This window comes from Rhodospirillales bacterium, from assembly GCA_016699855.1.
Taxonomy (GTDB): Bacteria; Pseudomonadota; Alphaproteobacteria; order Reyranellales; family Reyranellaceae.
In genome coordinates this window covers 3,462,873-3,487,114 of record CP064988.1, presented here as the reverse complement: position 1 = coordinate 3,487,114, position 24,242 = coordinate 3,462,873, and the positions used below count along the sequence as shown (strand labels likewise).

The following is a 24,242-nucleotide window of genomic DNA, read 5'->3' as shown; positions in this document are numbered from 1 at the left end:
CGCGCCGCGTTCACCCGGCGATGCTGCAACGCACATGCCAACGCCGGAGGGCCGCGATTCCGCCTGTCGATTCAGCGTCCTGCCCGCATTGGCGGCGTTCCCGCCGCAATTCACGCCGCGCCCCGAGGCCATCGGCGGCGGCGATTCCGCAACTGCGCGCAAATCGACCGCCGGACGGTCAATCCGCAGGCAGGCACGGACAGGAGCGCGCCGACCGCGCGCATCGAGCCGCGGCGACCCCATGGCATAGCGCTTGCACCGCGAAACGCGATCCGTCGGCGACGCCGTGTCCCGCGCCGCGACGGTCCGAGAGGCCGATGACCATGCGTACCCTGCCGTTGTTCCACGATCTGCGCGATCGGCGCTGCCTCGTCATCGGCGAGGGCGACGCGGCGCGGCGGAAGGCCGCGGTGCTCGAATCGGTCGGCGCCACGGTGGCGCGCCGCGCGGCGTTCGATCCGCTCGATATCGTCGGCGTCGCGCTGGTCGTGGTCGCGGAGGTCCCGGAGCGGATCGCCGCCATGGTCTTCGACGCCTGCGTCGCGGCCGGCGTGCCGGTCAACGCCGTCGACCGTCCGGCTTTTCTGTTCGGTGACGTGGCCGGCCATCGTCGACCGCGATCCCGTGACGATCGCCATCGGCACGTCGGGCGCGGCGCCGACCCTGGCGCGCCTGCTGCGGGCGCGCATCGAGTCGGTCGTGCCGCCGGCGGTCGCCGCGCTGGCGTCGCTGGGCGAGTCGTGGCGCGCCCGCGTCAAGGCGCGGCTGACCCATCCCGCCGCCCGGGCGCGCTTCTGGGAGCGCTTCTTCGAAGGCCCGGTGGGCGAGGCGGCGCTGGCCGGCGACGGCCCGGCGGCCGAGCGCCACGCCCGCGACCTGCTGGACGGCGCGGCGTCGGCGGGACCGCCCGCCGGCCATGTCCATCTGGTCGGCGCCGGGCCGGGCGATCCGGAACTTCTGACGCTGCGCGCGCAACGCCTGATCCGCGCCGCCGACGTGATCGTCTACGACCGCCTGGTGAGCGCCGAGATCCTCGCGCTCGCCCGCGCCGACGCCGAGCGCGTCTACGTCGGCAAGCGCCGCGCCGACCATTGCGTGCCGCAGCAGGAGATCATCGCCACGCTGGTCGAGCAGGCGCGCCGCGGCCGGCGCGTTGTGCGCCTGAAGGGCGGCGATCCGTTCGTGTTCGGCCGCGGCGGCGAGGAGGTCGAGGGCCTGCGCGCCGCGCGCGTGTCCTACGACGTGACGCCCGGCATCACCGCCGCCGCCGGCTGCGCCGCGGCGATCGGCGTGCCGCTGACGCACCGCGACCACGCCCGCACCTGCACCTTCGTCGCCGGCCACCTGAAGGACGGCACGCTCGATCTCGACTGGGCGCCGCTGGCGGCGCGCGAGCAGACGCTGTGCGTCTACATGGGCCTGGCGACCGTGCGCCAGCTGACGGCGCGGCTGATCGGCCGCGGGCTCGATCCGGGCACCCCCGTCGCGGTGGTGGTCGACGGCACGCGGTCGACCCAGAAGACCCTGTTCGGCACGCTGGGCGACATCGCCGGCCGGATCGCCAGCCTCGACCCGTCGCGTCCGGCGATGATCCTGATCGGCTCGGTCGTGTCGATCGCGGTCGACATCGTGGACCAGCCGGCCGCCCGCGCGCCCGACCGCCGGCCGCGCGAACGCGCGCCCTACCCCGCCCACGCCGCCGCGTGAGCGCCGTTTCCGGGCCGATTCTTCCGCCTTGCCGAATCGGGGGCGAGTCCTGATATAAGGCCCTCGGGAGGCCGGCGCGGACGTAGTCTTCGCCAACCCGGTCAGATCCGGAAGGAAGCAGCCGTAACGAATTCGCTGCGGGTCGTGTCCGGTCTCCCACCCGGTTCTCCGGTACTCACCGCTCCGGCCGACGAGGCGGAGCGCCCGCCCGGCGCCCGGCGCCGACGCTCGCACGAGGCGCCTGTCGCCATGGTCAACGCGTCCGACTCCGCCGACGGCTCGCCGTACCGCGTTCTGGCGCGCAAATACCGACCGACCGATTTCTCGACGCTGATCGGCCAGGAGGCGATGGTGCGCACGCTGCGCAACGCGCTGGAGGCCGGCCGCCTGGCGCACGCCTTCATGCTGACGGGCGTGCGCGGGGTCGGCAAGACGACCACCGCCCGCATCATCGCCAAGGCGCTGAACTGCGTCGGGCCCGACGGCAAGGGCGGGCTGACGATGGACCCCTGCGGCGTGTGCGAGAGCTGCGTCGCGATCGCCGAGGACCGCCACGTCGACGTCCAGGAGATGGACGCCGCCAGCCGAACCGGCATCGACGACATCCGCGAGATCATCGACGGCACGCGCTACCGGCCGGTGTCGGCGCGCTACAAGGTCTACATCATCGACGAGGTCCACATGCTGTCGAAGCAGGCCTTCAACGGCCTGCTGAAGACGCTCGAGGAACCGCCGCCGCACGTGAAATTCCTGTTCGCGACCACCGAGATCCGCAAGGTGCCGGTCACGGTGCTGTCGCGCTGCCAGCGCTTCGACCTGCGGCGCGTGCCGGTCGAGCCGCTGACGGCGCATTTCGCGCGCGTGTGCGAGGCCGAGAAGGTCGAGATCGCGCCCGAGGCGCTGCGAATGATCGCGCGCGCCGCCGACGGCTCGGTGCGCGACGGGCTCAGCCTGCTCGACCAGGCGATCGCCCATGGCGGCGGCGTCGTCGACGTGGCCCAGGTCCGCGACATGCTGGGGCTGGCCGACCGCGGGCACGTCTTCGACCTGCTCGACCGGACCATGAAGGGCGACACGCCCGGCGCGCTCGCGCTGCTCGGCGACCTCTACGATTCGGGCGCCGATCCGGCGATCGTGCTGGAGGATCTGCTCGAGCTGACCCACTGGCTGACGCGCGCGAAGATCGTGCCCGACGCCGCCGCGGCGGCGCCCGAGCTCGAGCGCACGCGCGGCGCCGACATGGCCAAGCGGCTCGCGATGTCGCATCTGACGCGCGCCTGGCAGATGCTGCTCAAGGGCCTGCAGGAGACGCAGGCCGCGCCGTCGCCGATCCGCGCCGCCGAGATGGCGCTGATCCGCCTGTGCTACGCCGCCGACCAGCCGACGCCGGGCGAGGCTCTGAGGGCGCTGGCCGACGGTGGCGCGGTTCCGGCGGGCGCGGCGGCGCCGCGTCCGCCCGGCGGCGGCGGCGGCGGCGCCACCGCGGCGGCCGGCGCGCCGGCGGTCATGGCGGCCGCGCAACCCGCCGCGCGGCAGCCGCAATCCGCCCCGCCCGCGCCGGTGGCGCGTCTCGCCGTGTCCAATCCCGCCATCGCGACCGCCGCGCCGCGCGTCGCGCCCGCCGCGCCGCTGGTGGAACCGGCGCCGGCCGTCCCGGCAAGACCCGACCCGCGGACCTTCGCCGAGGTCGTGGCGCTGTTCGACGTCCGGCGCGAGGCCCGCCTCGCGCGCCACCTGCGCCACGACGCGCATCCCGTGGCGTGCGAACCCGGCCGCCTCGAGTTCCGGCCGACCGGCGACGCGCCGCCCGATCTCGCCGCGAAGGTCGCCGCGGCGCTTTCGGATTGGACCGGCCGGCGCTGGATGGTCACCGTGTCGCGCGAGGCCGGCGAGGCGACACTGGCCGACCGCGCCGATGTCGCCAGCAAGGCGCTCCACCAGGAGGCGCTCGAGCATCCGCTGGTCCGCGCCGCGCTGGCGGCGTTCCCCGGCGCGACCGTGACCGTGCGCGGCCGGATCGACCCCGACGCGCCGGTCGCGTCGGGCGGCCCGGCGGCGGTCGACGGCCCGGGCGATGCGCCCGCGGCCGAGGACGACTATCCCACCGACGCTTTCGACGACGTCCCCGAGAGCGATTTCTGAGGCGCATGACCATGTTCGGCGGATTGAAGGATTTCGGGGCCCTGATGAAGCAGGCCCAGGACATGCAGCGCCAGATCGGCGAGCTGCAGGAGCAGCTCGCGGCCGCCGAGGTCGTCGGCCAGTCCGGCGCCGGGCTGGTCAAGGCGACGCTCAACGGCAAGGGCGAGGCGCGCCGCGTCGAGATCGACGGCTCGCTGATGACGCCGGCCGACAAGGGTGCTCGAGGATCTGCTGGTCGCGGCGATCAACGACGCCCGGGGCAAGGTCGACGCCCTGACGCAGGAGCGCATGCGCGCGCTCACCGGCGGCATGCAGCTGCCGCCCGGCATGAAGCTTTGAAGCCCGGCGACGCCGGGTAGCGGCCGTGAACGGCCCCGAGATCGAGCGCGCCATCCAGCTCCTCGCCAAGCTGCCGGGGCTGGGACCACGCTCGGCGCGGCGCGCGGTGCTGCACCTGCTGAAGCGGCGCGAGCAATTGATGCGACCGCTGGCGCAGGCGCTGACGCAGGCGGCCGACGCGATCCGCGCCTGCTCGACCTGCGGCAACCTCGACACGGTCGACCCCTGCGCCATCTGCGCCGATCCGCGGCGCGACGGCGCGACCCTGTGCGTCGTCGAGGACGTCGCCGATCTCTGGGCGATGGAGCGCGGACGCGTGTTCAACGGCCGCTACCACGTGCTGGGCGGCACCTTGTCGGCGCTCGACGGCATCGGACCCGAGGACCTCAGCATCTCCGCCCTCGTGGCGCGCGCCCGCGACGGCGCGATCCGAGAGGTCATCCTCGCCACCAACGCCACCGTCGACGGCCAGACCACCGGCCACTACATCGCCGACCGGCTGTCGGGCGTCGCCGGCATGAAGGTGTCGCGGCTGGCGCACGGACTGCCGGTGGGCGGCGAGATCGACTATCTCGACGAGGGCACGCTGGCGGCGGCGCTCAAAGCGCGGCGCGCGGTCTGAAAGCCGCGGGCCGCCGTCGGCGTCTCCGGCCGCTCACTTCGTCGCGCCGGCGGCTTCGGTCGCCGGGCGCGGCGCGGGGGTGGCCCGGCCGCCGAGATGGCGGGCGAGGAACAACTCGGTGCGGCCGAACGCGACCATGCGGTTCTCCGGGCGCGACAGTCCGTGGCCCTCGTTCTCGAACAGATGGAACTCGACCGGCTTGCCCAGCGCCCGGGCGGCGCCGAAGAACCGCTCGCTCTGGTCGCGCCGCACGCGCGGATCGTTGGCGCCGTGCATGATCAGCAGCGGCCGTTCGAGCTTGTCGACGTGCGCCAGAGGCGAGCGCGCCCACAGCGCGGCGCGGCCCTCCGGCGTGTTGGACGGGCCGAGGAACCGGTTCCAGCGGCTGCGGTCCCAGTACGGCGGCACCAGATCGATGAAGGCCGGCAGATCGGTGATCCCGACAGAGGCGACGCCGGCGGCGTAGAGCGTCGGCGTGCGCGTCATGCCGACGAAGGTCGAGAAGCCGCCGTAGCTGGCGCCGATGATCGCGATCTTGCCGCGGTCGGCGATCCCCTGCTCGACCAGCCACCGCGCGCCGTCGTCGATGTCGTCCTGCGTCTTGGCGCCGAGCTCGCCGATGCCGGAGGCCATGAAGGCGCGGCCGTAGCCCGACGATCCACGGTAGTTGACCTGCAGCACGGCGTAGCCGCGGTTCGCGAGCATCTGCGGCCACGCGCCCAGCGTGCCGGTGTCGCGCGCCCACGGGCCGCCGTGCACCAGCATGACGGCCGGCAGACCGCGCGCCGGCGCGCCGGCCGGCAGCGTCAGGTAGCCGCGGATCGGCAGCCCGTCACGCGCCCGGTACTCGACCGGCCGCACCGGCGAGATCGACTCGCGGTAGGCGTCGAAGGCGCCGGCGTGCAGGAGCGTGCGCTGGCGCGCCTCGCGGTCGAACAGCAGCGTGCGCGTCGCCGAGCCCGCCGACTGCAGCGAGACCACGAACCACCGCATCGCGCGGTCGTGGCTCAGGACCGCGAGCACGTCCTGGGGACCGCCGCGCAGCGCCGCGAGATCGGCGGCCGCCTCGCCACCGGGCGCGTGCACGGTCTGATGGCCGGGCCAGCTGAACGCCAGCAGCGGCGCGCGGCGGATCTGGTCGTAGACCACGCCGCCGACATCGACCGCCGGATCGGCCAGCACCACCTTCTCGGCGCCGTCGGCCAGGCCGAGGCGGACGAGCGCGGTCTTGTCGCGGCCGCGGTTCGACAGGGCCCAGACCTCGTTCTCGCCCGCCGCGATGTCGAGCACGGTCAACTGCTCGTCCCAGTCGAGGTCGAAGGCGCGCGCGCAGGTCGCGGACCCGCCGGGACAGCGCTCGAACACGCGGCGGCCGTCGGTCCCGGCCCGCGTCGTGCGCGCCGCCAGCCGCCCGGCGCGGTCGAAGAACCAGCGGTCGACCGTTCCCGTGTTCAGCTCGTGCATCACCGGCGTCGCGTCGGGGCCCGGCGGGACGCGGTAGACGTCGAACACGCGCCGGTCGCGCGTATTGCTGTAGATGAAGAAGTCGTCGCCGTCGCGCGGGAAGGACAGCAGCCCGCTGCGCGTGCCCGGCCACGGCGTCAGATTGCGCGGCGGCGCCGACGGACTCTGCGCGTCGACGGTCCAGATCTGGGTGTTCTCGTTGCCGCCGGAATCGAGCGCGTAGGCGAGGCGCCGGCTGTCCGGCAGCCACGCGAACTGCGACACCGGCACGGACGTGCGCACGACCAGCGCGTCGCCGCCGGCCGTCGGCCGGACGTGGATCTGCCGGCGTCCGCCGACCCGCTCGGACCACGCCAGGTACCTGCCGTCGGGCGAGAGGCGGAAGCCGGAGCGCGAATCCTCGTCGGCGCCGGCGAACAGCGACAACGGCACCAGCGGCGGCAGCTTGGCGTCGCGCAGCGCGGGATGGGTCTGGGCGGCGAGGTCGGCGGCGGCCGCGACGATCGCGCAGGCACCGGCGACGGTGGCGATGAACGCGCGACTCCAACGCATCGGGGCGTGTCTCCGGAGCTGACCGAGGCGGTTTCGTAGCGCGGATCGCCGCCGCCCGCCATGCGCCGCGCGCGCCTCCGCCGCCGCCCGCCGCCGGTTGCCGCCCGCCGGTCGCGATGCCATTGTCCCGCCCCGACGCCGAACACCGACGAACGGACGGGCCATGCGCCGCAATCCCTATTCAAGCGCCGAGATCGACCGCGCCTCGCTGAGGCGCGAGGACGACGACCACATCGAGGACCTGCTGGTCGGTTCGAGGACCCGGTTCGTGCCGGTCGACAACGAGCGCAACCTGGTCGACAAGCAGGGCCAGCCGCGGCCCGTGTTCCTGCAGGGCATGATGGCGCGGGCGCTGATCCGCGGCGGCGCGCAGACGGTGTTCCTCGGCCATGTCGAGGACGAGACCTATTTCGCGCTCGACGTCACCGGCTTCGACATGCCGCAGGAGGGGCTCGGCGAGTTCGTCGACCTGCGCCAGGTCGGTCCGCTGCTGTTCGCGCGCGAGGGCTCGATCCTCGCCTACGCCCGGGCCATGACGTACTGGCACCGCCGGCACAAGTTCTGCGGCGTCTGCGGCGGCGAGACGAAAGTCGGCAAGGCCGGCCACGAGCGCACCTGCGTCAACGAGGCGTGCAAGGCGCAGCATTTCCCGCGCACCGATCCCGCCGTCATCATGCTGGTGCACCATGGCGACAAATGCCTGCTGGGGCGCGGCAAGCACTTCCCGCGCGGCATGCACTCGACGCTCGCGGGCTTCGTCGAGCCGGGCGAGAGCTTCGAGGACGCCGTCGCGCGCGAGGTCTACGAGGAGGTCAAGGTCAAGGTGCGCGACGTGCGCTACCGGTCGTCGCAGCCGTGGCCGTTCCCCGCCTCCGTGATGATCGGCTTCCACGCCGAGGCCGAGTCGCTGGAGTTCGACGTCAACGAATCCGAGCTTGAGAGCGCGCGCTGGCTGAGCCGCGAGGAGCTGCGGCCGGAGAACCTGCCGAAGGACGGCTCGTTCTTCATGCCGCGCAAGGATTCGATCGCCCGCCGGCTGATCGAGGAATGGCTCGGCCACGAGGCCGGCCCGCCGCCGGTCGTCTGAACCCTCCCGTCCGAGGAACCCCGCATGGCCTCCGTCCTGTTCAGCCCGCTCGATCTCGGCGGCGGCGTCACGCTGCCCAACCGCATCGTCGTGTCGCCGATGTGCCAGTACTCCGCGGTCGACGGGTCGGCGATCGACTGGCACCTCGCGCACTACGCCCAGCTCGCGGCGAGCGGCGCCGGGCTGTTGTGCGTCGAGGCCACGCACGTCTCGGCCGAGGGGCGCATCACCGCCGGCTGCCTGGGTCTATACGACGACGCGAACGAGACGGCGCTGAAGCGCGTGGTCGACTGGTGCCGTGGCTGGATGCCGACGACCCGGCTCGGCATCCAGATCGCGCACGCCGGCCGCAAGGCCTCGGCCCAGCGCCCGTGGCGCGGCGGCGGCCCGCTGACGGCGGCCGACGCGCCGGACCTGCCGTGGACCACCGTGTCGGCGTCGGCGATCCCGTTCGACGCGACCGGCCCCGGCGTCGGCTTCCAGGGCGGCGCGCCGACCCAGGCGCCGACCGCGAAATGGCACACGCCGGTCGCGCTCGACGAGACCGGACTGCGGCGCGTGAAGGCCGAGTTCGTGGCCGCGACCGAGCGCGCGGCGCGGCTCGGCTTCGACGTGCTCGAGCTGCATGGCGCGCACGGCTACCTGCTGCACCAGTTCCTATCGCCGCTGACCAACACGCGCGGCGATTCCTACGGCGGCACGATGGAAAGGCGCCGCCGGTTCCCGCTGGAGGTGTTCGAGGCCTGCCGCCGCGTGTGGCCGCGCGAGCGCGCGATGGGCATCCGGCTGTCGGCGATCGACTGGATGGAGGGCGGTCTCGCCATCGAGGACACGATCGAGACGGCGCGCCAGCTCAAGGCGCTGGGCTGCGACTTCGTCGACGTCTCGTCGGGCGGCACGGTGCCGAACGCCAAGATCGCGGTCGGCCCCGGCTACCACGTCGAGTTCTCGGCGCGCGTCCGCAAGGAGGCCGGTATCAAGACCTGGGCGGTCGGCATCATCACGGAGCCGGACCAGGCCGAGCGCATCGTGGCGTCGGGCCAGGCCGACTGCACCGCGCACGCGCGCTCGTTCATGGTCGATCCACGCTGGGGCTGGAACGCCGCCCGCGCGCTGGGCGTCCAGACGCCGCCGCTGCCGACGCCGTACCACCGCGCCGCGTCGATCCTGCCGTTCAAGCCGCAGGAGCTGGCCAAAGCCGCGGAGTGATCCCCGGCGAGGCGCGCTCAGAAGCCGCATTCCCACCGGCTGGAACCGGCGGTCGACCAGCGGTCGCCGTCGCGGAAACAGCCGTTCTCCCAGTGGCCGGTATGCACCTGGCCGCTCGCCGACCAGTTCACGCCCTGGCCGTGCGCGCGATCGTCGAACCACTGGCCCTGGTAACGGTCGCCGTTGGCCCGGACGACGGCGCCGCGGCCGTTCTGCGGCCGCGCGCCGGCGGCCAGCGACATGGCCACGGCCGGCGCGAAGCGCGCGAACATCCGCATCGTGAGACCCCGTTCCCGGCCGGCGTTCCGCTCGCCGCCCGCGTCGCACGGGACTGGAGGGCGCAACGGGCCCGCGGGAAATCCGCCCGCGGTGGCGGCGGTTAGTCGGTCGTCGCGGGCGCCGCGGGGTTCGCCGGCGCGCGGCCGCGCAGACGGTCGGTCAGCAGCCTGATCGCGACGTAGAAGACGGGCGTCAGGAACAGGCCGATCAACGTGACGCCGATCATGCCGGCGAACACCGCCGTGCCCAGCGCACGGCGCATCTCGGCGCCGGCGCCCGAGGCGGTGACCAGCGGCAGCACGCCGAGGATGAAGGCGAGCGCCGTCATCAGGATGGGACGCAGGCGCAGTTGGCAGGCCTCGATCACGGCGGCGGCCGGATCCTTGCCCTGGATCTCGAGCTGGCGCGCGAACTCGACGATGAGGATCGCGTTCTTGGCCGCCAGACCGATCAACACCACCAGGCCGATCTGCACCAGCACGTTGTTGTCGATGCCCGCGGCCCACACGCCGAGCAGCGCGAAGAGCACGCTCATGGGCACGATCAGCATGATCGCCAGCGGCAGCGTCCAGCTCTCGTACTGCGCCGCCAGGGCGAGGAACACGAATAGCACCGCGATCAGGAACACGTAGACGGCGGTGTTGCCGGTGGCGCGCTCCTGCAGCGCGAGCCCGGTCCACTCGAAGCTCTGGCCGGGCTGCAGCGTGGCGGCCGCCAGCCTCTCCATCGCGTCGAGCGACTGCCCCGTCGAGACGCCCGGCGGCGTCGCGCCCTGCAAGGGTATCGAGACGTACATGTTGTAGCGCTGGATCAGGTCCGGACCGGCGGCGTCGACGACGTCGACCAGCGTGCCCAGCGGCACCAGCTCGCCGGTGGCCGAGCGCACCTTCAGCCGCAGGATGTCGCCACGCTCGAGGCGGAAGCGCGCGTCGGCCTGGGCGCGCACCTGGAAGATGCGGCCGAAGGCGTTGAAGTCGTTGATGTAGGCCGATCCGAGATTGACCTGCAGCGCCTCGAACACGCTCGATAGCGGCACGTTCAGCATCTGCGCCTTGACGCGGTCGATGTTGAGATAGACCTGCGGCGACGACGTGGAGAACGTCGTGAAGACGCTGGTCAGGGCCGGATCCCGACGTGCGCGGCCCATCATCTGGTAGGCCGACGCCAGCAGCGCGTCGAGATCGTCGCCGGCGCGGTTCTGGAGCTGCATCGTGAAGCCGCCGCTGGTGCCGATTCCCGGCACCGCCGGCGGCGGCACGGCGAGCACGAACGCCTCCTCGATGCCCTGCAGGCGCTGGATCATCTCGGCGATGATGCGGGAGGCGGTCTGCCCCTTCGGCAGGCGCTCCTCGAACGGCTTGAACGGCGTGAAGATGACGGCGGCGTTGGCCGCGTTGGTGAACGTCGCGCCGCTGAAGCCGGGGATCGCCACCACGTTGCCGACGCCGGGGACGTCCTTCACCAGCCGCTCCGCCTTCTTCACCACCGCGTCGGTGCGGTCGAGCGTGGCGCCGTCCGGAAGCTGCACGATCACGAGGGCGTAGCCGCGGTCGAGCGGCGGGATGAACCCCGGCGGCACCTTTCCGACGACCCAGACGGTCGCCGCCACGAGCAGGGCGTAGCCCCCGAGCGCCAGCAGGCGCCGGCGCAGGATCTGGCCGACGCCGCGCGCGTAGGCGGCGCTGCCGCGGTCGAAGCCGGTGTTGAACGCCGCCGCAGCCCGGCGCGCGTAGCGTAGCGGCGCGAATCCGCCGCCGGCCGGCGCGTGCGCGCCGTGCGCCCGCAGCAGGATCGCGCCCAGCGCCGGCGACAGCGTCAGCGAATTGAACGCCGAGATCAGCGTCGCGGTGGCGATGGTGAGCGCGAACTGGCGGAAGAACTGGCCGGTGATGCCCGGGATGAACGCGGTCGGAATGAACACGGCCGACAGCACGACCGCGATGGCGATCACCGCCGTGCCGACCTCGTCCATGGTGACGTGCGCCGCGTCGCGCGGCGTCATGCCCTCGGCGATCTTGCGCTCGATGTTCTCGACCACGACGATGGCGTCGTCGACGACGATTCCGATCGCCAGCACCAGCCCGAACAGCGTCAGCACGTTGAGCGTGAAGCCGAACGCCAGCATCACCGCCGCCGTGCCGATCAGCGACACCGGGATGGCGAGGATGGGGATCAGCGCGGCGCGCCAGTTCTGCAGGAACACCAGCACGACCAGCGCGACCAGCAGGATCGCCTCGACCAGCGTGGTGTAGACCGCGTCGACCGACTGGGCGATGAACTCGGTGGGATTGTAGATGATGTCGAACTTCAGGCCGGGCGGGAACTCGCGGCTGAGCTGCGCCATGCGCGCCTTCACCTGGTCGGCGGTCGCCAGAGCGTTGGTGCCGGGCCGCTGGAACACGCCCAGCGCCACCGCCACCTGGCCGTTGAGGTAGCTGCGGCTGGAGTAGTCGCGGGCGCCGAGCTCGACGCGCGCGACGTCGTCGAGCCGCACCAGCCGGCCGTCCTGGCCCGATTTGACGATCACGCTCCGGAACTGGCGGACGTCCTGGAACCGTCCCTGCGTGGTGACGATCGCCTGCAGGGCGGTGTCGCTGGGCGCCGGCTGCTGCCCGAGGCGGCCGCCCGAGACCTGGACGTTCTGCGCCCGCAGCGCCGCGACGATGTCGCCGGAGGTGAGCGAATAGGCCGCCATCCGCGCCGGATCGAGCCAGACGCGGATCGCGTACTCGCTGCCGCCGAAGACGATGATGTCGCCGACGCCGTCGAGCCTCAGGAGCTGCTCGCGGATGCGCAGCTGCATGTAGTTGGCGATGTAGAGCTCGTCGTAGGTCTTGTCCGGCGACAGCAGATGCACCACGAGCAGGAAATCGGTGGCGCGCTTGCGCGTCGTGACGCCCTGTCGGCGCACCTCCTCGGGCAGGCGCGGCTCGGCGACCGCGACCCGGTTCTGCACCTGGACCTGCGCGATGTCGAGGTTGGTGCCCGGCCGGAACACGACGCTGAGCGACATCACGCCGTCGTTGGTCGCGTACGACGACATGTACAGCATGCCCTCGACGCCGTTGATCTCCTGCTCGATCGGCGTCGCCACGGTGCGCGCGACGGTCTCGGCGTTGGCGCCGGGATACGTCGTCGTCACCGAGATGGTCGGCGGCGCGATCTCCGGATACTCGGTCACCGGCAGGCGCCCGTAGGCGAGGACGCCGGCGATCACGATCAGGATCGAGACCACCGTCGCGAAGATCGGGCGGTCGACGAAGAAATGGCCGAATCTCATGGCCGGTTCCCGCGTCCCGCCTACTTCTTCGCGCCCGCCGGCGCGGCGCCGGCGGGTTGCGCGGCCGCCGGCTGCGGCAGCGCCATGAGGCCTTTCCAGACCGACGGCAGATCGACCGGCTGCGGCGTGACCCGCCCGCCGCCGAGCTGCACGCGCTGCAGGCCGTTGATCACGATCGTCTCGTCGCCGGTCAGCCCCTCCCGCACGACGCGGTAGCCGTCGGTGCGCGACCCGAGGCGGACGGGCTGCCGCCGCGTGGCGCCATCGTCCGCGACCACGTAGACGAAGCGGCGGTCGAGGTCGGCGAGGATCGCCTCGTCGGGCACCAGGACGCCCCGGTACCGTGGACTTCCCGGCACGGCGACGCGGCCGAAGAGCCCGGGGGTCAGGAGCAGCTCAGGGTTCGGAAGCGAGGCGCGCAGGCGCATCGTGCCGGTCGCGGTGTCGAGCCGGTTGTCGGTGAAGTCGAGCGCGCCGCGGTGGGTGAACTCGCGCTCGTCCGTCAGCATCACCATGACGGGCAGACCGGCGCCGGAGCCGCTCGCGGCACCGCCGCGCGCCAGCCGCTGGTAGGCGAGGAACGACCGTTCGTCGATGTCGAAGTAGAAATGGATCGGATCGGCCGTGACGATCGTCGTCAGCACCGTCGCGTTGGCGGCGACCAGGTTGCCCTCGGTGACGAGCTTGCGCGAGATGCGGCCCGAGATCGGCGCGCGGATCTCGGTGAACTCGTAGTTGAGGCGCGACTGCTCGAGCGCCGCCTTGGCGCCGTTGAGATCGGCCTGGGCGGCGAGGAATTGCTGGCGCCGCTGATCCATCGCCTGCTCGGTGCCGGCGCCGCTGCGGACCAGGCGCTCGGCCCGCTCCTGCTCGAGCTTGGAGAGGTCGAACCGCGTCTGGGCGGCGGTCAGGGCCGCTTCGGCCTGGTCGAGCGCCGCCTTGTAGGGGCGCCGGTCGATCACGAAGAGCGGGTCGCCTTCCTTGACCAGCGCGCCGTCGCGGAAGCTCACGGACTCCAGGAAGCCGCCGACGCGGGCGCGGATCTCGACGGCGCCTACCGGCTCGAAGCGGCCGGTGTACTCGTCCATCTCGACGATCTCTTTGACGACGGCCTTCGCCACCGTGACCGATGGCGGCTGCCCGGCGGGCGGCCCCTGCCGCTTGCGTTCGCAGCCCGCCGTCGCGATGGCGGCGGCAAGCATGAGCCCCGCCATCCCCGTCCGCGCCACGCGCCGACCCAACAGGCGAACGTCGTCCATGTCGTCCCCCAACAGCGTGGTGGCCGCGCCGACACCCCTATCCAGTCCCTCCGGCGCCCCCGGCGCGCGAGGATTTCTCATCGCCATCGCGGGCGACGCCGGCGGCCGGGCTCTGGCGGCCGGTCCAGCCGACATCGGAAGATGGTGATCGGCGCCGATGGAATCCAGAGAGGCGCGCGGCCCCGCATGAACGAGCGACCACTCCGCGTCGGGCCCGCGCGGTCAGGTCCCGGCGCGCGTGGGCGCGCTCCAGCCCTTGCGTCGGAAGGGATGCGCCGGGAAGGTGCCGAGAAGCTTGAACTCGTCGGAGAAGAACGACAATTCCTCGAACGCGAGTTGCAGTCCGCGCCGTTGGGCGTGGCCTTCGACCTCGGCATAGAACAGCGCCTGCTCGAACGCGGCGCCCGACAAGTAGCTCTCCAGCTTCGTGATGTTCACGCCGTTGGTGGCGAAGCCGCCCAGCGCCTTGTAGAGCGCGGCCGGCCGGCTCTTGACCCGGAACAGGAAGGCCGTGAGGCAAGGCACCGCCGCCCAGTCGGTGGTCGCCGCCTCGCGCGCGAACACCAGCATGCGCGTGGTGTTGTGGTCGGCGTCCTCGATGTTGCGCGCGAGGATTCGCAGTCCGTAGATGCGCGCCGCCAGCGACGAGGCGATGGCGGCGACCGACGGGTCGCCGAGGCCGGCGATCTCCTTGGCGGCGCCGGCGGTGTCGGCGTGCGCCACCGGCGCGATCCGGTGCTTCTTGAGGAAGCTTCGGCACTGCGCCAGCGCCTGAACGTGGCTGCGCGCGCTGCGGATCGTCTTCAGAGACGCCCCGTCGGTCGCGACCAGGCAATGCTCGACGCGCTGGAAGTGCTCCGCGACGATATGCAGCCTGGTGTGCGGCAGCAGGCTGTGCAGATCCGCGACGCGGCCGGCGATCGAGTTCTCGACCGGGATCATCGCCAGCTCGGCCTTGCCCTTGCGCACGGCGTCCATCGCCGCCTCGAAGGTCGGGCACGGCAGCGTCGTCATGTACGGAAACGCCGCCCGGCACGCCATGTCGGAGTTGGCGCCGAACTCACCCTGGAAGGCGATGACGGCGCTCGGCTTGGTCGGCGGGGTCGAGATGCGGCGCGCGGCCATGACGGATGTTCCTGCGATGGGCTGTCGGAGGCAGGGCTGTAGCTTGTATTCGCCGCCGATGCCAGACGCCGGGCGCGCCCTCAGGGCGCCAGCCGGCGGCGCGCCTCCGCGAGATCGTCCGGCGTGTCGACGCCCAGCGGCGCGGTGTCGACGAGGCGCGCGTCGATCCGCATGCCCGCCTCGAGGGCGCGCAGCTGCTCGAGCTTCTCCCGCCGCTCGAGGACTCCCGGCGGAAGCGTGACGAACCGCTCCAGCGCCGCCCGGCGGTAGGCGTAGAGGCCGATGTGATGGTAGAGCGGCCCGTCGCCGGTCGGCACCTGCGTGCGGCTGAAATACAGCGCCCGGCCGATGACGTCGCCGTCCCGGAACCCGACCACCGCCTTGACCACCTGCGGCGCGGACCGCTCCTGCTCGGTGCGGATCTCGCAGACCAGCGTGGCGATGTCGACGCCACCATCGGCCAGCGGTTCCAGCGCCGCGCGCACGACCGCGGGGTCGATGGTCGGCAGGTCGCCCTGCACGTTGACGACGGCGTCGTGGCGGCCGTCGGGATCGAGGCGCATCAACGCCTCGTGGATGCGGTCGGACCCCGACGGGTGGCCGGGGTCGGTCAGCACCGCCCGGCCGCCGGCGGACTCGACCGCCGCGACGATCTCCGGCTCGGCGGCGGCGACGACCACGGGGCCGATGTCGGCCTCCATCGCGCGGCGCCAGACATGGACGATCATCGGCGCGCCGTGGATGTCGGCGAGCGGCTTTTCCGGCAGGCGGATCGAGGCCATCCGGGCGGGGATCAAAACGATCGGATGGCGCGGCCCCGCGCCCTTGTCGAAGGTCATGGATTCGCTTGATATTATAGGGAGTTAGGGGCTCGTTGCGACGACATGCCGCGCCGCTTTCCCGGTCGGCGAATCGATACTACTTCCGGCGTCGGGATTATGGTAGACGCCTTGCCGTCGTCGGTGCCGCGTGTCCGCGGGGCCGGCCCGAGACCTCGCCGCGAGCGGATGGAGTCCATGGATTCGTTCGAGTTCAACAAGATCGCCGGCGGCGTGCTCGCCGCCTGCCTCGGCGCGATGATCATCGGCAAGGTGTCGAACGCGCTGGTGCATCCGCACATGCCGGACAAGCCGCACATCGCCGTGCCGGAGGACAAGCCGGCGGCCGGCGGCAAGCCCGAGGCGGCGCCCGCTAAACCCGACCCGATCGAACCGCTGCTGGCCAGCGCCAAGGTCGAAGCCGGACAGAAGGCGTTCAAGACCAAGTGCGAGACCTGCCACACCGTCGAGAACGGCGGACCGAAGAAGGTCGGCCCCAACCTGTTCGGCGTGGTCGGCGGCAAGAAGGGTGGCAAGCCAGGTTTCGACTACTCCTCGACCCTCGTCGCCAAGGGCGGCGAGTGGGGCGTCGAGGACATCAACGAGTTCCTGATCAAGCCGGCCGGTTACATCAAGGGCACGAAGATGGCGTTCGCGGGCGTCGGCAAGGCCGAGGAGCGCGCCGACATCATCAAGTACCTCCAGTCGCTCAAGTAGGCGCCTACGCCCCGCGGCGGTGGATTCGACGGGATGGCCCAGGCCATCCCGTTTTTGTTTCAACCGAGCGCCCCAGACGGGAACCGCATGCCCGACGCCACCGTCCCGGCCTCCTATGTCGACCTCGCGCACCGGCTGGCCGACGCCGCGCGGCCGATCGTGCGGCGCTATTTCCGCACGCCGGTCGGTGTCGACGACAAAGGCGACGCCTCGCCGGTGACCATCGCCGACCGCGAGGCGGAGACGGCGATGCGCGCCATCCTCGCCGCCGAGGTTCCCGACCACGGCGTCTGGGGCGAGGAGCACGGAAGCGAGCGCATGGATGCGGAATGGGCGTGGGTGCTCGATCCGATCGACGGCACCAAGGCGTTCATCACCGGCATGCCGGTGTTCGGCACGCTGATCAGCCTGTTGCGCGGCGGCGTCCCGGTCGTCGGCGTCATCGACCAGCCGATCCTCGGCGAGCGGTGGACCGGCGTCTCCGGCGAACGCACCACGTTCAACGGCGCGCCGATCTCGACGCGGACGTGCGACGCGCTGGCCAAGGCCTACATGTACTCGACGGCGCCGATCATGTTTCCCGGCGACCTGGAAGGGCCTCACCGCGCGCTGGCGGATGGCGTGAAACTGTTCCGCTGGGGCGGCGACTGCTACGGCTACGGCCTGCTCGCGTCCGGCTTCTGCGACCTGGTCGTCGAGGCCACGCTGAAGCTCCATGATTTCTGCGCCCTGGTGCCCGTCGTCGAGGGCGCCGGCGGACTGATCACGGACTGGCGCGGCCGGCCGCTCGACCGCCATTCCGACGGCACCGTCCTGGCGGCCGGCGACCGGCGCGCCCACGCCGAGGCGATGGCCATCCTGAACGCGCGTGGCGGCGGCGCGAAGACGCGCGGCCGGGGTCTGGGTTGACGCCGCGCCGATCCCGCGGAGGTGATCGCCACGCCCCTTGGATTGGCGCGTCCGAAGCCCTAGCTTCGACCGGCAATTCTGGAGAGTCCGCATGAACGCCACGCGAGTCCGCCGCCGCACCGTCCTCGCCGGGCTCGCCGGCGCCGCCGCCGCCCCGGGCGCGGCGCGCGCGCAGGCCGGCGGCGCGACGACGTCGCACGGCATCGCGATCCACGGCGACCCGGCGCTGCCGCCCGACGTCAAGCATCTGGCCTACGTCAACCCCGACGCGCCCAAGGGCGGCACGGCGCGGCTGGGCGTCAGGGGCACGTTCGATTCGCTCAACCCGTTCATCGTGAAGGGCGTCCCCGCCGCCGGCCTGTCCCAGATCTACCAGACTCTGCTGCAGGGGGTCGGCGACGAGGCGTCCACCGAGTACGGCTCGCTGGCGGAGTCGATCGAGACGCCGGCGGACCGGTCGTGGGCGACGTTCACGCTGCGGCCAGAGGCGCGCTGGCACGACGGCAAGCCGATCACGCCCGAGGACGTGGTGTTCTCCCTCGACATCCTGAAGACCAAAGGGTCGCCCTCCTACGCGTTCTACTACCAGGACGTCCTCAAGGCCGAGATCGTCGGCGAACGGAAGGTGAAGTTCACCTTCCGCGACGCCAACAACCGCGAGCTGCCCGTCATCGTCGGCCAGCTGGCGGTGCTGCCCAGGCACTGGTGGGCGACGCGGGAGTTCGACAAGACGACCCTCGAGATCCCGCTCGGCAGCGGTCCCTACCGCGTCGACTCGTTCGAGCCGGGCCGCCACATCGCCTACCGGCGCGTCGCCGACTGGTGGGCCCGCGACCTCTGGATCAACCGCGGCCGCCACAACTTCGACGTCCTGCGCTACGACTACTACCGCGACGGCAGCGTGATCTTCGAGGCGTTCAAGGCGGGCGACATCGACTTCCGGGCGGAGAACACCGCGCGCAACTGGGCGACGGCGTACGACTTCCCCGCGGTCCGCTCCGGGGCGGTGAAGCGCGACGACATCAAGCACGAGCTGCCCGCCGGCATGCAGTGCTTCGCGTTCAACACCCGGCGCGACATGTTCAAGGACCGGCGCGTCCGCGAGGCGATCGCCACGATGTTCGACTTCGAATGGTCGAACAAGAACCTGTTCCACGGGCTCTACACCCGCAACACCAGCTACTTCAGCAACTCGGAGCTGGGCGCGAAGGGTCTGCCGTCGAAGGAGGAGCTGGAGATCCTCGAGCCGCTGCGCGGCCAGATCCCCGAGGAGGCGTTGACGCGGGAGTTCAAGCTGCCCGTCACGGACGGCTCCGGCAACGTCCGCGACCTCGCCCGGCGCGCGACCGCGCTGCTGAAGGAGGCGGGATACGAGGTCAAGGACGGCAGGATGGTGAACGCCGCCAGCGGCAAGGCGTTGTCGTTCGAGATGCTGCTCAACGACGCGGTGTTCGAGCGCATCGTGCTGCCCTACAAGCAGAACCTCGAGCGCATCGGCGTCGAGATGCGCGTGCGCACCGTCGACACCGCGCAGTACAAGCGCCGCGACGACGATTTCGATTTCGACATGAGCTCGACCGGGTTCGGCCAGTCGTCGTCGCCCGGCAACGAGCAGCGCGACATGTGGACGACCGCCGCCGCCGACCGCAACGGCAGCGGCAACTCGATCGGCATCAGGAGCGCCGCGGTCGACAAGCTGGTCGAGCTGATCATCGCCGCCCCCGACCGCGCCACGCTGATCACGCGCTGCCGCGCGCTCGACCGGGTGCTGCTGTGGGGCCACTACGTCGTGCCGGCCTGGCACCTCGGACGCAGCTGGATCGCCTACTGGGACCGCTTCGGCCGGCCGGAGAAGACGGCCAAATACCTGCCGGTCGCGTTCGACGCGTGGTGGTTCGACGCCGAGCGCGACCGGGCGCTGCGCGGCCGGACCGGCGAACGCAAGAACTGACGCGGAACCCACGCCTTTGACCGCGTACCTGCTACGCCGCCTGCTGCTGATCGTGCCGACGCTGCTCGGCATCATGACGCTCAACTTCTTCATCATCCAGGCGGTGCCCGGCGGACCGCTGGACCAGGCGCTGGCGCGCATCCAGGGCAAGGCCGGCGAGGCCACGTCGCGGCTGTCCGGCGGCGGCTCCGAGACCGGACCCTCCGGCGGCGCCGGACCCGCCACGCCGGGCGAGGGCGCCGCGCAGACGCGCGGCTCCCGCGGGCTGCCGCCTGAGCTGGTCGAGCGTGTGAAGCGGCAGTACGGCTTCGACAAGCCGGTGCACGAGCGGTTCCTGCTGATGATGGGGAACTACCTCGTCTTCGACATGGGCGAGAGCTTCTTCCGCAACGCCCGGGTCGTCGACCTCGTGCTGCAGAAGATCCCGATCTCGATCTCGCTCGGCCTGTGGACGACGCTGCTCGTCTACATGGTGTCGATCCCGCTGGGGATCGCCAAGGCGGTGCGCGACGGCTCGCGCTTCGACGTCGGCACCTCGGCGGTGATCATCATCGGCGACGCCATACCGGGATTCCTGTTCGCGCTGCTGCTGGTCGTGCTGTTCGCGGGCGGCAGCTACTGGAAGATATTCCCCCTGCGCGGCCTGACATCGGACGACTGGGACCAGCTCTCGGCGCTGGGCAAGGTGGCCGACTACTTCTGGCACATGACCCTGCCGATCCTGGCGATGGTGATCGGGGGCTTCGCGTCGCTGACGCTGCTGACCAAGAACTCGTTCATCGACGAGATCGGCAAGCAGTACGTCCAGACGGCCCGCGCCAAGGGCCTGGGCGAGCGCCGCGTGCTCTACGGGCACGTCTTCCGCAACGCCATGATGCTGGTGATCGCCGGCTTCCCGGCCGCCTTCACCTCGATCTTCTTCACCAGCTCGCTGCTGATCGAGGTGATCTTCTCGCTCGACGGTCTCGGCCTGCTCGGCTTCGAGGCGGCGATCAACCGCGACTATCCCATCATGTTCGGCACGCTGTGGGTGTTCGGCCTGATGGGGCTGCTGATGGGGATCGTCGGCGACCTGATGTACGTGGCCGTCGACCCGCGCATCGACTTCGAGTCGCGGGGCGGTTGATGGCGCTGTCGCCCCTCACCCGGCGCCGCCTCCGCAACTTCCGCGCCAACCGGCGGGGGTTCGTGTCGCTGGTCCTGTTCGGCGCGGTCTTCGCGCTGACGCTGTTCGCCGAGCTGATCGCCAACGACAAGCCGCTGCTGATGCGGTTCGACGGCGCGTTCTACGCGCCGGTGCTCAAGGCGTATCCCGAGACCGCGTTCGGCGGCGAGTTCGCGACCGAGGCGGACTACAAGGATCCGGAGGTCGCGAGGCTCATCGAGGCGAAGGGCTGGATCCTGTGGGCGCCCGTCCCATACCGCTTCGACACGGTCATCAAGGGCGAGGGCCGGGCGGTGCTGGCGCCGCCGTCGGCGCGCAACTGGCTCGGCACCGACGACCAGGCGCGCGACGTCGTGGCGCGGCTGGTCTACGGCTTCCGCGTCTCCGTCCTGTTCGGCCTGCTGCTGACCGTCCTCGGCTCGATCGTCGGGATCGCCGCCGGCGCCGTCCAGGGGTTCTTCGGCGGTTGGACCGACCTGCTGTTCCAGCGCTTCATGGAGATCTGGTCGAGCATGCCGACGCTCTACCTGCTGATCATCCTCGCCAGCTTCATCGAGCCGGGGTTCTGGAGCCTTCTGGGGATCATGCTGCTGTTCGGCTGGATGGGCCTGGTGGGCGTCGTGCGGGCGGAGTTCCTCCGGGGGCGGAACTTCGACTACGTCAGGGCGGCCCGGGCCTTGGGCGTGTCCGACACGAAGCTCATGTTCCGCCACATCCTGCCCAACGCCATGGTCTCCTCGGTGACCTTCCTGCCGTTCATGCTCGCCGGCTCGGTGACGACCCTGACGTCGCTCGACTTCCTGGGTTTCGGCCTGCCGCCGGGCTCGGCGTCGCTCGGCGAGCTGCTGCTGCAGGGCAAGAACAACCTGACCGCGCCGTGGCTGGCGTTCACGGGGTTTTTCGTCATCGCCATCACGCTGAGTTTGCTGGTATTCATCGGCGAAGCCGTGCGTGACGCCTTCGACCCCCGCAAGATCGTCGCCTGATGACATCAGCCGCCCCGCCCGCCGCCGACGGACCGCTGCTCGCGGTCGAGAATCTGTCGGTCGATTTCGGCGCCGGCGCCGACGCCGTCCACGCCGTGCGCGGCGCGTCGTTCACTGTCGACCGCGGCGAGACGGTGGCTCTGGTGGGCGAGTCGGGATCCGGCAAGTCGGTCACGGCGCTGTCGGTGCTCCAGCTTCTGCCCTACCCGATGGCGCGGCATCCCTCCGGCAGCGTCCGGTTCAGGGGCGAGGAACTGCTCGGCGCCGGCGAGGCGACGCTGCGGACGGTGCGCGGCAACCGCATCGCGATGATCTTCCAGGAGCCGATGACGTCGCTGAACCCGCTGCACTCGATCGAGCGGCAGGTCAGCGAGGCCTTGCTGCTGCACAAGGGCCTGACCCGCGACGCCGCGCGCCGCCGGACGCTGGAGCTGCTGCGCCAGGTCGGCATCCCGGGCGCCGAGAAGCGCCTCGACGCCTTTCCGCACCAGCTCTCCGGCGGCCAGCGCCAGCGCGTGATGATCGCCATGGCGCTGGCGAACGAGCCCGACCTGCTGATCGCCGACGAGCCCACCACGGCGCTCGACGTCACCATCCAGGCGCAGATCCTGACCCTGCTGAAGACGCTGCAGAAGCGGTTCGGCATGGGGCTGCTGTTCATCACCCACGACCTCGGCATCGTGCGCAAGATGGCCGACCGGGTCTGCGTCATGAGCAAGGGCGCCATCGTCGAGCAGGGGCCGGTCGACGAGGTCTTCGACTCCCCGTCGCACACCTACACAAAGCACCTTCTGTCGGCCGAGCCGAGGGGCCGCCCGGCGGCGCGCGACGCCGCCGCGCCGGTCGTGCTGTCGGCGTCCGACGTGAAGGTGCATTTTCCGATCAAGCGCGGGGTGCTCCGCCGCACGGTCGGGCACATCAAGGCGGTCGACGGCGTGTCGATCGAGCTGCGCCGCGGCCACACCGTCGGCGTCGTCGGCGAGAGCGGCTCCGGCAAGACGACGCTGGGACTGGCGTTGCTGCGGCTGGAACGCAGCGAGGGCGGCATCCGCTTCCAGGACCGCGATCTGCGCGCGCTGTCGGCGCGCGAACTGCGGCCGCTGCGCAAGGAGATGCAGATCGTCTTCCAGGATCCCTACGGCTCGCTCAGTCCGCGCATGTCGGTCGACCAGATCGTCGGCGAGGGCCTCGACGTGCACGGCATCGCCAGGGATCCGGTCGAACGGCGGCGGATCGTCGACGACGTGCTCGGCGAGGTCGGGCTCGATCCCTCGATGCGCGACCGCTATCCGCACGAGTTCTCCGGCGGCCAGCGCCAGCGCATCGCCATCGCCCGCGCCATGGTCCTGAAGCCGCGCTTCGTGGTGCTCGACGAGCCGACCTCGGCGCTCGACATGAGCGTCCAGGCGCAGATCGTCGACCTGCTGCGCGATCTCCAGTCGCGGCACGGCCTCGCCTATCTCTTCATCAGCCACGACCTCAAGGTCGTGCGGGCGCTGGCCAACGAGATCCTCGTCATGAAGGACGGTGTCGTGGTCGAACGCGGACCTTCGGCGCGCGTGTTCGACGCGCCCGAGACGCCCTACACGAAGGCCCTGATGGCGGCCGCATTCGACCTCGAACCGATCGGCGCCGACGACGGCGCCGTGGCGATGTGATGCCGCCGCGCGCCGACACCGGGACGCCGGGCGCGTTCTGCCACCTCACCGCCGCGCAGGGCGGCGGCGACCGCGAGGGCTGGCGGACGCGCCTGTCGGAGGCGCTCGGCGAGGACGTCGACATGCGCGGCTGGGGCGATGTCGGCGATCCGGCCGAGGTCGGGATCGCTCTGGCCTGGAAGCCGCCCCTCGGGGCGCTGGCGACGTTCCCGAACCTGCGCCTGATCGTGTCGACGGGGATGGGGGTCGACCACCTGCTGATCGACCCCGACCTCCCGCCCGGGATCCCGATCGTGCGCATCATCGATCCCGGCCTGGTCGGACAGATGGCGGAGTACGCGATCTACTGGGCGCTGCGGCACCATCGCGGCATGGAGGCCTACGCCGCCCAGCGCCGCCGCGGCGAGTGGACCGAGATCCCCTTCACCGACACCGCGACCCGCCGGGTCGGCGTCATGGGGCTCGGCGAGATCGGCGCGGACACGGCGCGGAAATTCGCCGCCCTCGGCTTCCCGACGGCGGGGTGGAGCCGGACGGCGAAGTCGATCTCCGGCGTCGAGACCTTCCACGGCCAAGACGGATTCGACGCGTTCCTGCGCCGCTCGGACATCCTCGTGGACGTCCTGCCCATGACGCCGGCGACCGCCGGCCTGCTCGACGCGCGCGCCTTCGCCGCGCTGCCGCGGGGCGCGTTCCTGATCAACATGGCGCGGGGCGGCCACGTCGTCGACGCCGACCTGGTCGCGGCGCTCGATTCCGGCCATCTCGCCGGCGCGGCGCTCGACGTGTTCCATGTCGAACCGCTGCCGCAGGCGCATCCGTTCTGGTCGCATCCGAGGATCGAGATCACGCCGCATATCGCGGGCCCGACCAATCCCCGGACGGCGGCGGCCAGCGTCGCCGACAACGTGCGCCGGCTGCGCGCCGGTCTGCCGCTGGTCAACGTCGTCGACCGCGCCGCCGGCTACTGAGA

General features: G+C 71.6%; 17 protein-coding genes, 1 other RNA gene and 2 pseudogenes. 14 read left to right on the top strand and 6 right to left on the bottom strand.

All coding sequences use genetic code 11. The annotated features are described in order from the left end of the window. Positions 1-323: 323 nt before the first annotated feature. The 5 genes and pseudogenes from cobA (at position 324) to recR (ending at position 4,810) form a co-directional block, all read left to right on the top strand. A pseudogene (gene cobA / locus IPK81_16385) lies at positions 324-1,707 on the top strand (uroporphyrinogen-III C-methyltransferase). Between the two features lie 64 nt (positions 1,708-1,771). Next, positions 1,772-1,869: signal recognition particle sRNA small type (gene ffs / locus IPK81_16380), an RNA gene on the top strand. Positions 1,870-1,956: 87 nt separating this feature from the next. Continuing rightward, positions 1,957-3,849 carry a DNA polymerase III subunit gamma/tau gene (locus IPK81_16375; GenBank protein QQS11159.1) on the top strand — a complete coding sequence of 631 codons (1,893 nt, stop codon included), beginning with the start codon at positions 1,957-1,959 and terminating at the stop codon, positions 3,847-3,849. A gap of 11 nt (positions 3,850-3,860) precedes the next feature. Then, a pseudogene (locus IPK81_16370) lies at positions 3,861-4,188 on the top strand (YbaB/EbfC family nucleoid-associated protein). A 25-nt stretch (positions 4,189-4,213) separates the two neighbouring features. Beyond that, the gene (gene recR, locus IPK81_16365) at positions 4,214-4,810 is read left to right on the top strand and encodes a recombination protein RecR (protein ID QQS11158.1); all 597 of its coding nucleotides are present in this window, start codon (positions 4,214-4,216) and stop codon (positions 4,808-4,810) included. A gap of 33 nt (positions 4,811-4,843) precedes the next feature. Here the strand turns inward: recR and IPK81_16360 are convergent, their stop codons facing one another. After that, a complete protein-coding gene (locus IPK81_16360; protein QQS11157.1) occupies positions 4,844-6,826 on the bottom strand; it encodes a S9 family peptidase in 1,983 nt (660 codons plus the stop codon). 163 nt (positions 6,827-6,989) lie between these two features. Here IPK81_16360 and nudC point away from each other — a divergent pair, with 163 nt between their 5' ends. Further along, the gene (gene nudC, locus IPK81_16355; GenBank protein ID QQS11156.1) at positions 6,990-7,913 is read left to right on the top strand and encodes an NAD(+) diphosphatase; all 924 of its coding nucleotides are present in this window, start codon (positions 6,990-6,992) and stop codon (positions 7,911-7,913) included. Between the two features lie 24 nt (positions 7,914-7,937). Then, entirely contained in the window at positions 7,938-9,122 is a 1,185-nt protein-coding gene (locus IPK81_16350) for an NADH:flavin oxidoreductase/NADH oxidase (GenBank protein QQS11155.1), read from the top strand. Between the two features lie 17 nt (positions 9,123-9,139). Here the strand turns inward: IPK81_16350 and IPK81_16345 are convergent, their stop codons facing one another. The 5 genes from IPK81_16345 to IPK81_16325 all read right to left on the bottom strand — a co-directional run bounded on the left by IPK81_16345 (position 9,140) and on the right by IPK81_16325 (position 15,904). Next, positions 9,140-9,400 (bottom strand): hypothetical protein, encoded by a 261-nt coding sequence (locus IPK81_16345; GenBank protein QQS11154.1) that lies wholly within the window; start codon positions 9,398-9,400, stop codon positions 9,140-9,142. 101 nt (positions 9,401-9,501) lie between these two features. Then, positions 9,502-12,681 carry a multidrug efflux RND transporter permease subunit gene (locus tag IPK81_16340; protein ID QQS11153.1) on the bottom strand — a complete coding sequence of 1,060 codons (3,180 nt, stop codon included), beginning with the start codon at positions 12,679-12,681 and terminating at the stop codon, positions 9,502-9,504. 20 nt (positions 12,682-12,701) lie between these two features. After that, positions 12,702-13,883 carry an efflux RND transporter periplasmic adaptor subunit gene (locus IPK81_16335; protein ID QQS15150.1) on the bottom strand — a complete coding sequence of 394 codons (1,182 nt, stop codon included), beginning with the start codon at positions 13,881-13,883 and terminating at the stop codon, positions 12,702-12,704. Between the two features lie 279 nt (positions 13,884-14,162). Continuing rightward, the gene (locus IPK81_16330) at positions 14,163-15,065 is read right to left on the bottom strand and encodes a prephenate dehydratase (GenBank protein ID QQS11152.1); all 903 of its coding nucleotides are present in this window, start codon (positions 15,063-15,065) and stop codon (positions 14,163-14,165) included. Positions 15,066-15,145: 80 nt separating this feature from the next. Further along, the gene (locus tag IPK81_16325; GenBank protein QQS11151.1) at positions 15,146-15,904 is read right to left on the bottom strand and encodes a 3-deoxy-manno-octulosonate cytidylyltransferase; all 759 of its coding nucleotides are present in this window, start codon (positions 15,902-15,904) and stop codon (positions 15,146-15,148) included. Between the two features lie 177 nt (positions 15,905-16,081). Here IPK81_16325 and IPK81_16320 point away from each other — a divergent pair, with 177 nt between their 5' ends. From IPK81_16320 to IPK81_16290, 7 genes are all read left to right on the top strand, one after another. Then, positions 16,082-16,600, top strand: coding sequence for a c-type cytochrome (locus tag IPK81_16320; GenBank protein QQS11150.1), 519 nt, complete (start codon positions 16,082-16,084; stop codon positions 16,598-16,600). Positions 16,601-16,687: 87 nt separating this feature from the next. Continuing rightward, positions 16,688-17,509 carry a histidinol-phosphatase gene (gene hisN / locus IPK81_16315; protein ID QQS11149.1) on the top strand — a complete coding sequence of 274 codons (822 nt, stop codon included), beginning with the start codon at positions 16,688-16,690 and terminating at the stop codon, positions 17,507-17,509. Positions 17,510-17,600: 91 nt separating this feature from the next. Beyond that, complete coding sequence (locus tag IPK81_16310) at positions 17,601-19,460, top strand: ABC transporter substrate-binding protein (GenBank protein ID QQS11148.1); 1,860 nt, start codon at positions 17,601-17,603, stop codon at positions 19,458-19,460. Between the two features lie 16 nt (positions 19,461-19,476). After that, on the top strand, positions 19,477-20,586 hold the full coding sequence (yejB, locus tag IPK81_16305) for a microcin C ABC transporter permease YejB (protein ID QQS11147.1): 1,110 nt from the start codon (positions 19,477-19,479) through the stop codon (positions 20,584-20,586). Beyond that, the gene (locus IPK81_16300) at positions 20,586-21,611 is read left to right on the top strand and encodes an ABC transporter permease (GenBank protein QQS11146.1); all 1,026 of its coding nucleotides are present in this window, start codon (positions 20,586-20,588) and stop codon (positions 21,609-21,611) included. The genes yejB and IPK81_16300 overlap by 1 nt, the downstream gene beginning before the upstream one ends. After that, positions 21,611-23,269 (top strand): ABC transporter ATP-binding protein, encoded by a 1,659-nt coding sequence (locus tag IPK81_16295; GenBank protein ID QQS11145.1) that lies wholly within the window; start codon positions 21,611-21,613, stop codon positions 23,267-23,269. Before IPK81_16300 ends, IPK81_16295 begins: the two co-directional genes overlap by 1 nt. Then, entirely contained in the window at positions 23,269-24,240 is a 972-nt protein-coding gene (locus tag IPK81_16290; GenBank protein ID QQS11144.1) for a glyoxylate/hydroxypyruvate reductase A, read from the top strand. The genes IPK81_16295 and IPK81_16290 overlap by 1 nt, the downstream gene beginning before the upstream one ends. Positions 24,241-24,242 lie beyond the last annotated feature (2 nt).

Bases quoted from the DNA above. Each gene is read 5' to 3' on its own strand.
- IPK81_16375 (QQS11159.1), top strand. From the start codon at position 1,957: ATGGTCAACGCGTCCGACTCCGCCGACGGCTCGCCGTACCGCGTTCTG.
- IPK81_16360 (QQS11157.1), bottom strand. From the start codon at position 6,826: ATGCGTTGGAGTCGCGCGTTCATCGCCACCGTCGCCGGTGCCTGCGCG.
- nudC (QQS11156.1), top strand. From the start codon at position 6,990: ATGCGCCGCAATCCCTATTCAAGCGCCGAGATCGACCGCGCCTCGCTG.
- IPK81_16350 (QQS11155.1), top strand. From the start codon at position 7,938: ATGGCCTCCGTCCTGTTCAGCCCGCTCGATCTCGGCGGCGGCGTCACG.
- IPK81_16345 (QQS11154.1), bottom strand. From the start codon at position 9,400: ATGCGGATGTTCGCGCGCTTCGCGCCGGCCGTGGCCATGTCGCTGGCC.
- IPK81_16340 (QQS11153.1), bottom strand. From the start codon at position 12,681: ATGAGATTCGGCCATTTCTTCGTCGACCGCCCGATCTTCGCGACGGTG.
- IPK81_16335 (QQS15150.1), bottom strand. From the start codon at position 13,883: ATGCTTGCCGCCGCCATCGCGACGGCGGGCTGCGAACGCAAGCGGCAG.
- IPK81_16330 (QQS11152.1), bottom strand. From the start codon at position 15,065: ATGGCCGCGCGCCGCATCTCGACCCCGCCGACCAAGCCGAGCGCCGTC.
- IPK81_16325 (QQS11151.1), bottom strand. From the start codon at position 15,904: ATGACCTTCGACAAGGGCGCGGGGCCGCGCCATCCGATCGTTTTGATC.
- IPK81_16320 (QQS11150.1), top strand. From the start codon at position 16,082: ATGGATTCGTTCGAGTTCAACAAGATCGCCGGCGGCGTGCTCGCCGCC.
- hisN (QQS11149.1), top strand. From the start codon at position 16,688: ATGCCCGACGCCACCGTCCCGGCCTCCTATGTCGACCTCGCGCACCGG.
- IPK81_16310 (QQS11148.1), top strand. From the start codon at position 17,601: ATGAACGCCACGCGAGTCCGCCGCCGCACCGTCCTCGCCGGGCTCGCC.
- IPK81_16300 (QQS11146.1), top strand. From the start codon at position 20,586: ATGGCGCTGTCGCCCCTCACCCGGCGCCGCCTCCGCAACTTCCGCGCC.
- IPK81_16295 (QQS11145.1), top strand. From the start codon at position 21,611: ATGACATCAGCCGCCCCGCCCGCCGCCGACGGACCGCTGCTCGCGGTC.
- IPK81_16290 (QQS11144.1), top strand. From the start codon at position 23,269: ATGCCGCCGCGCGCCGACACCGGGACGCCGGGCGCGTTCTGCCACCTC.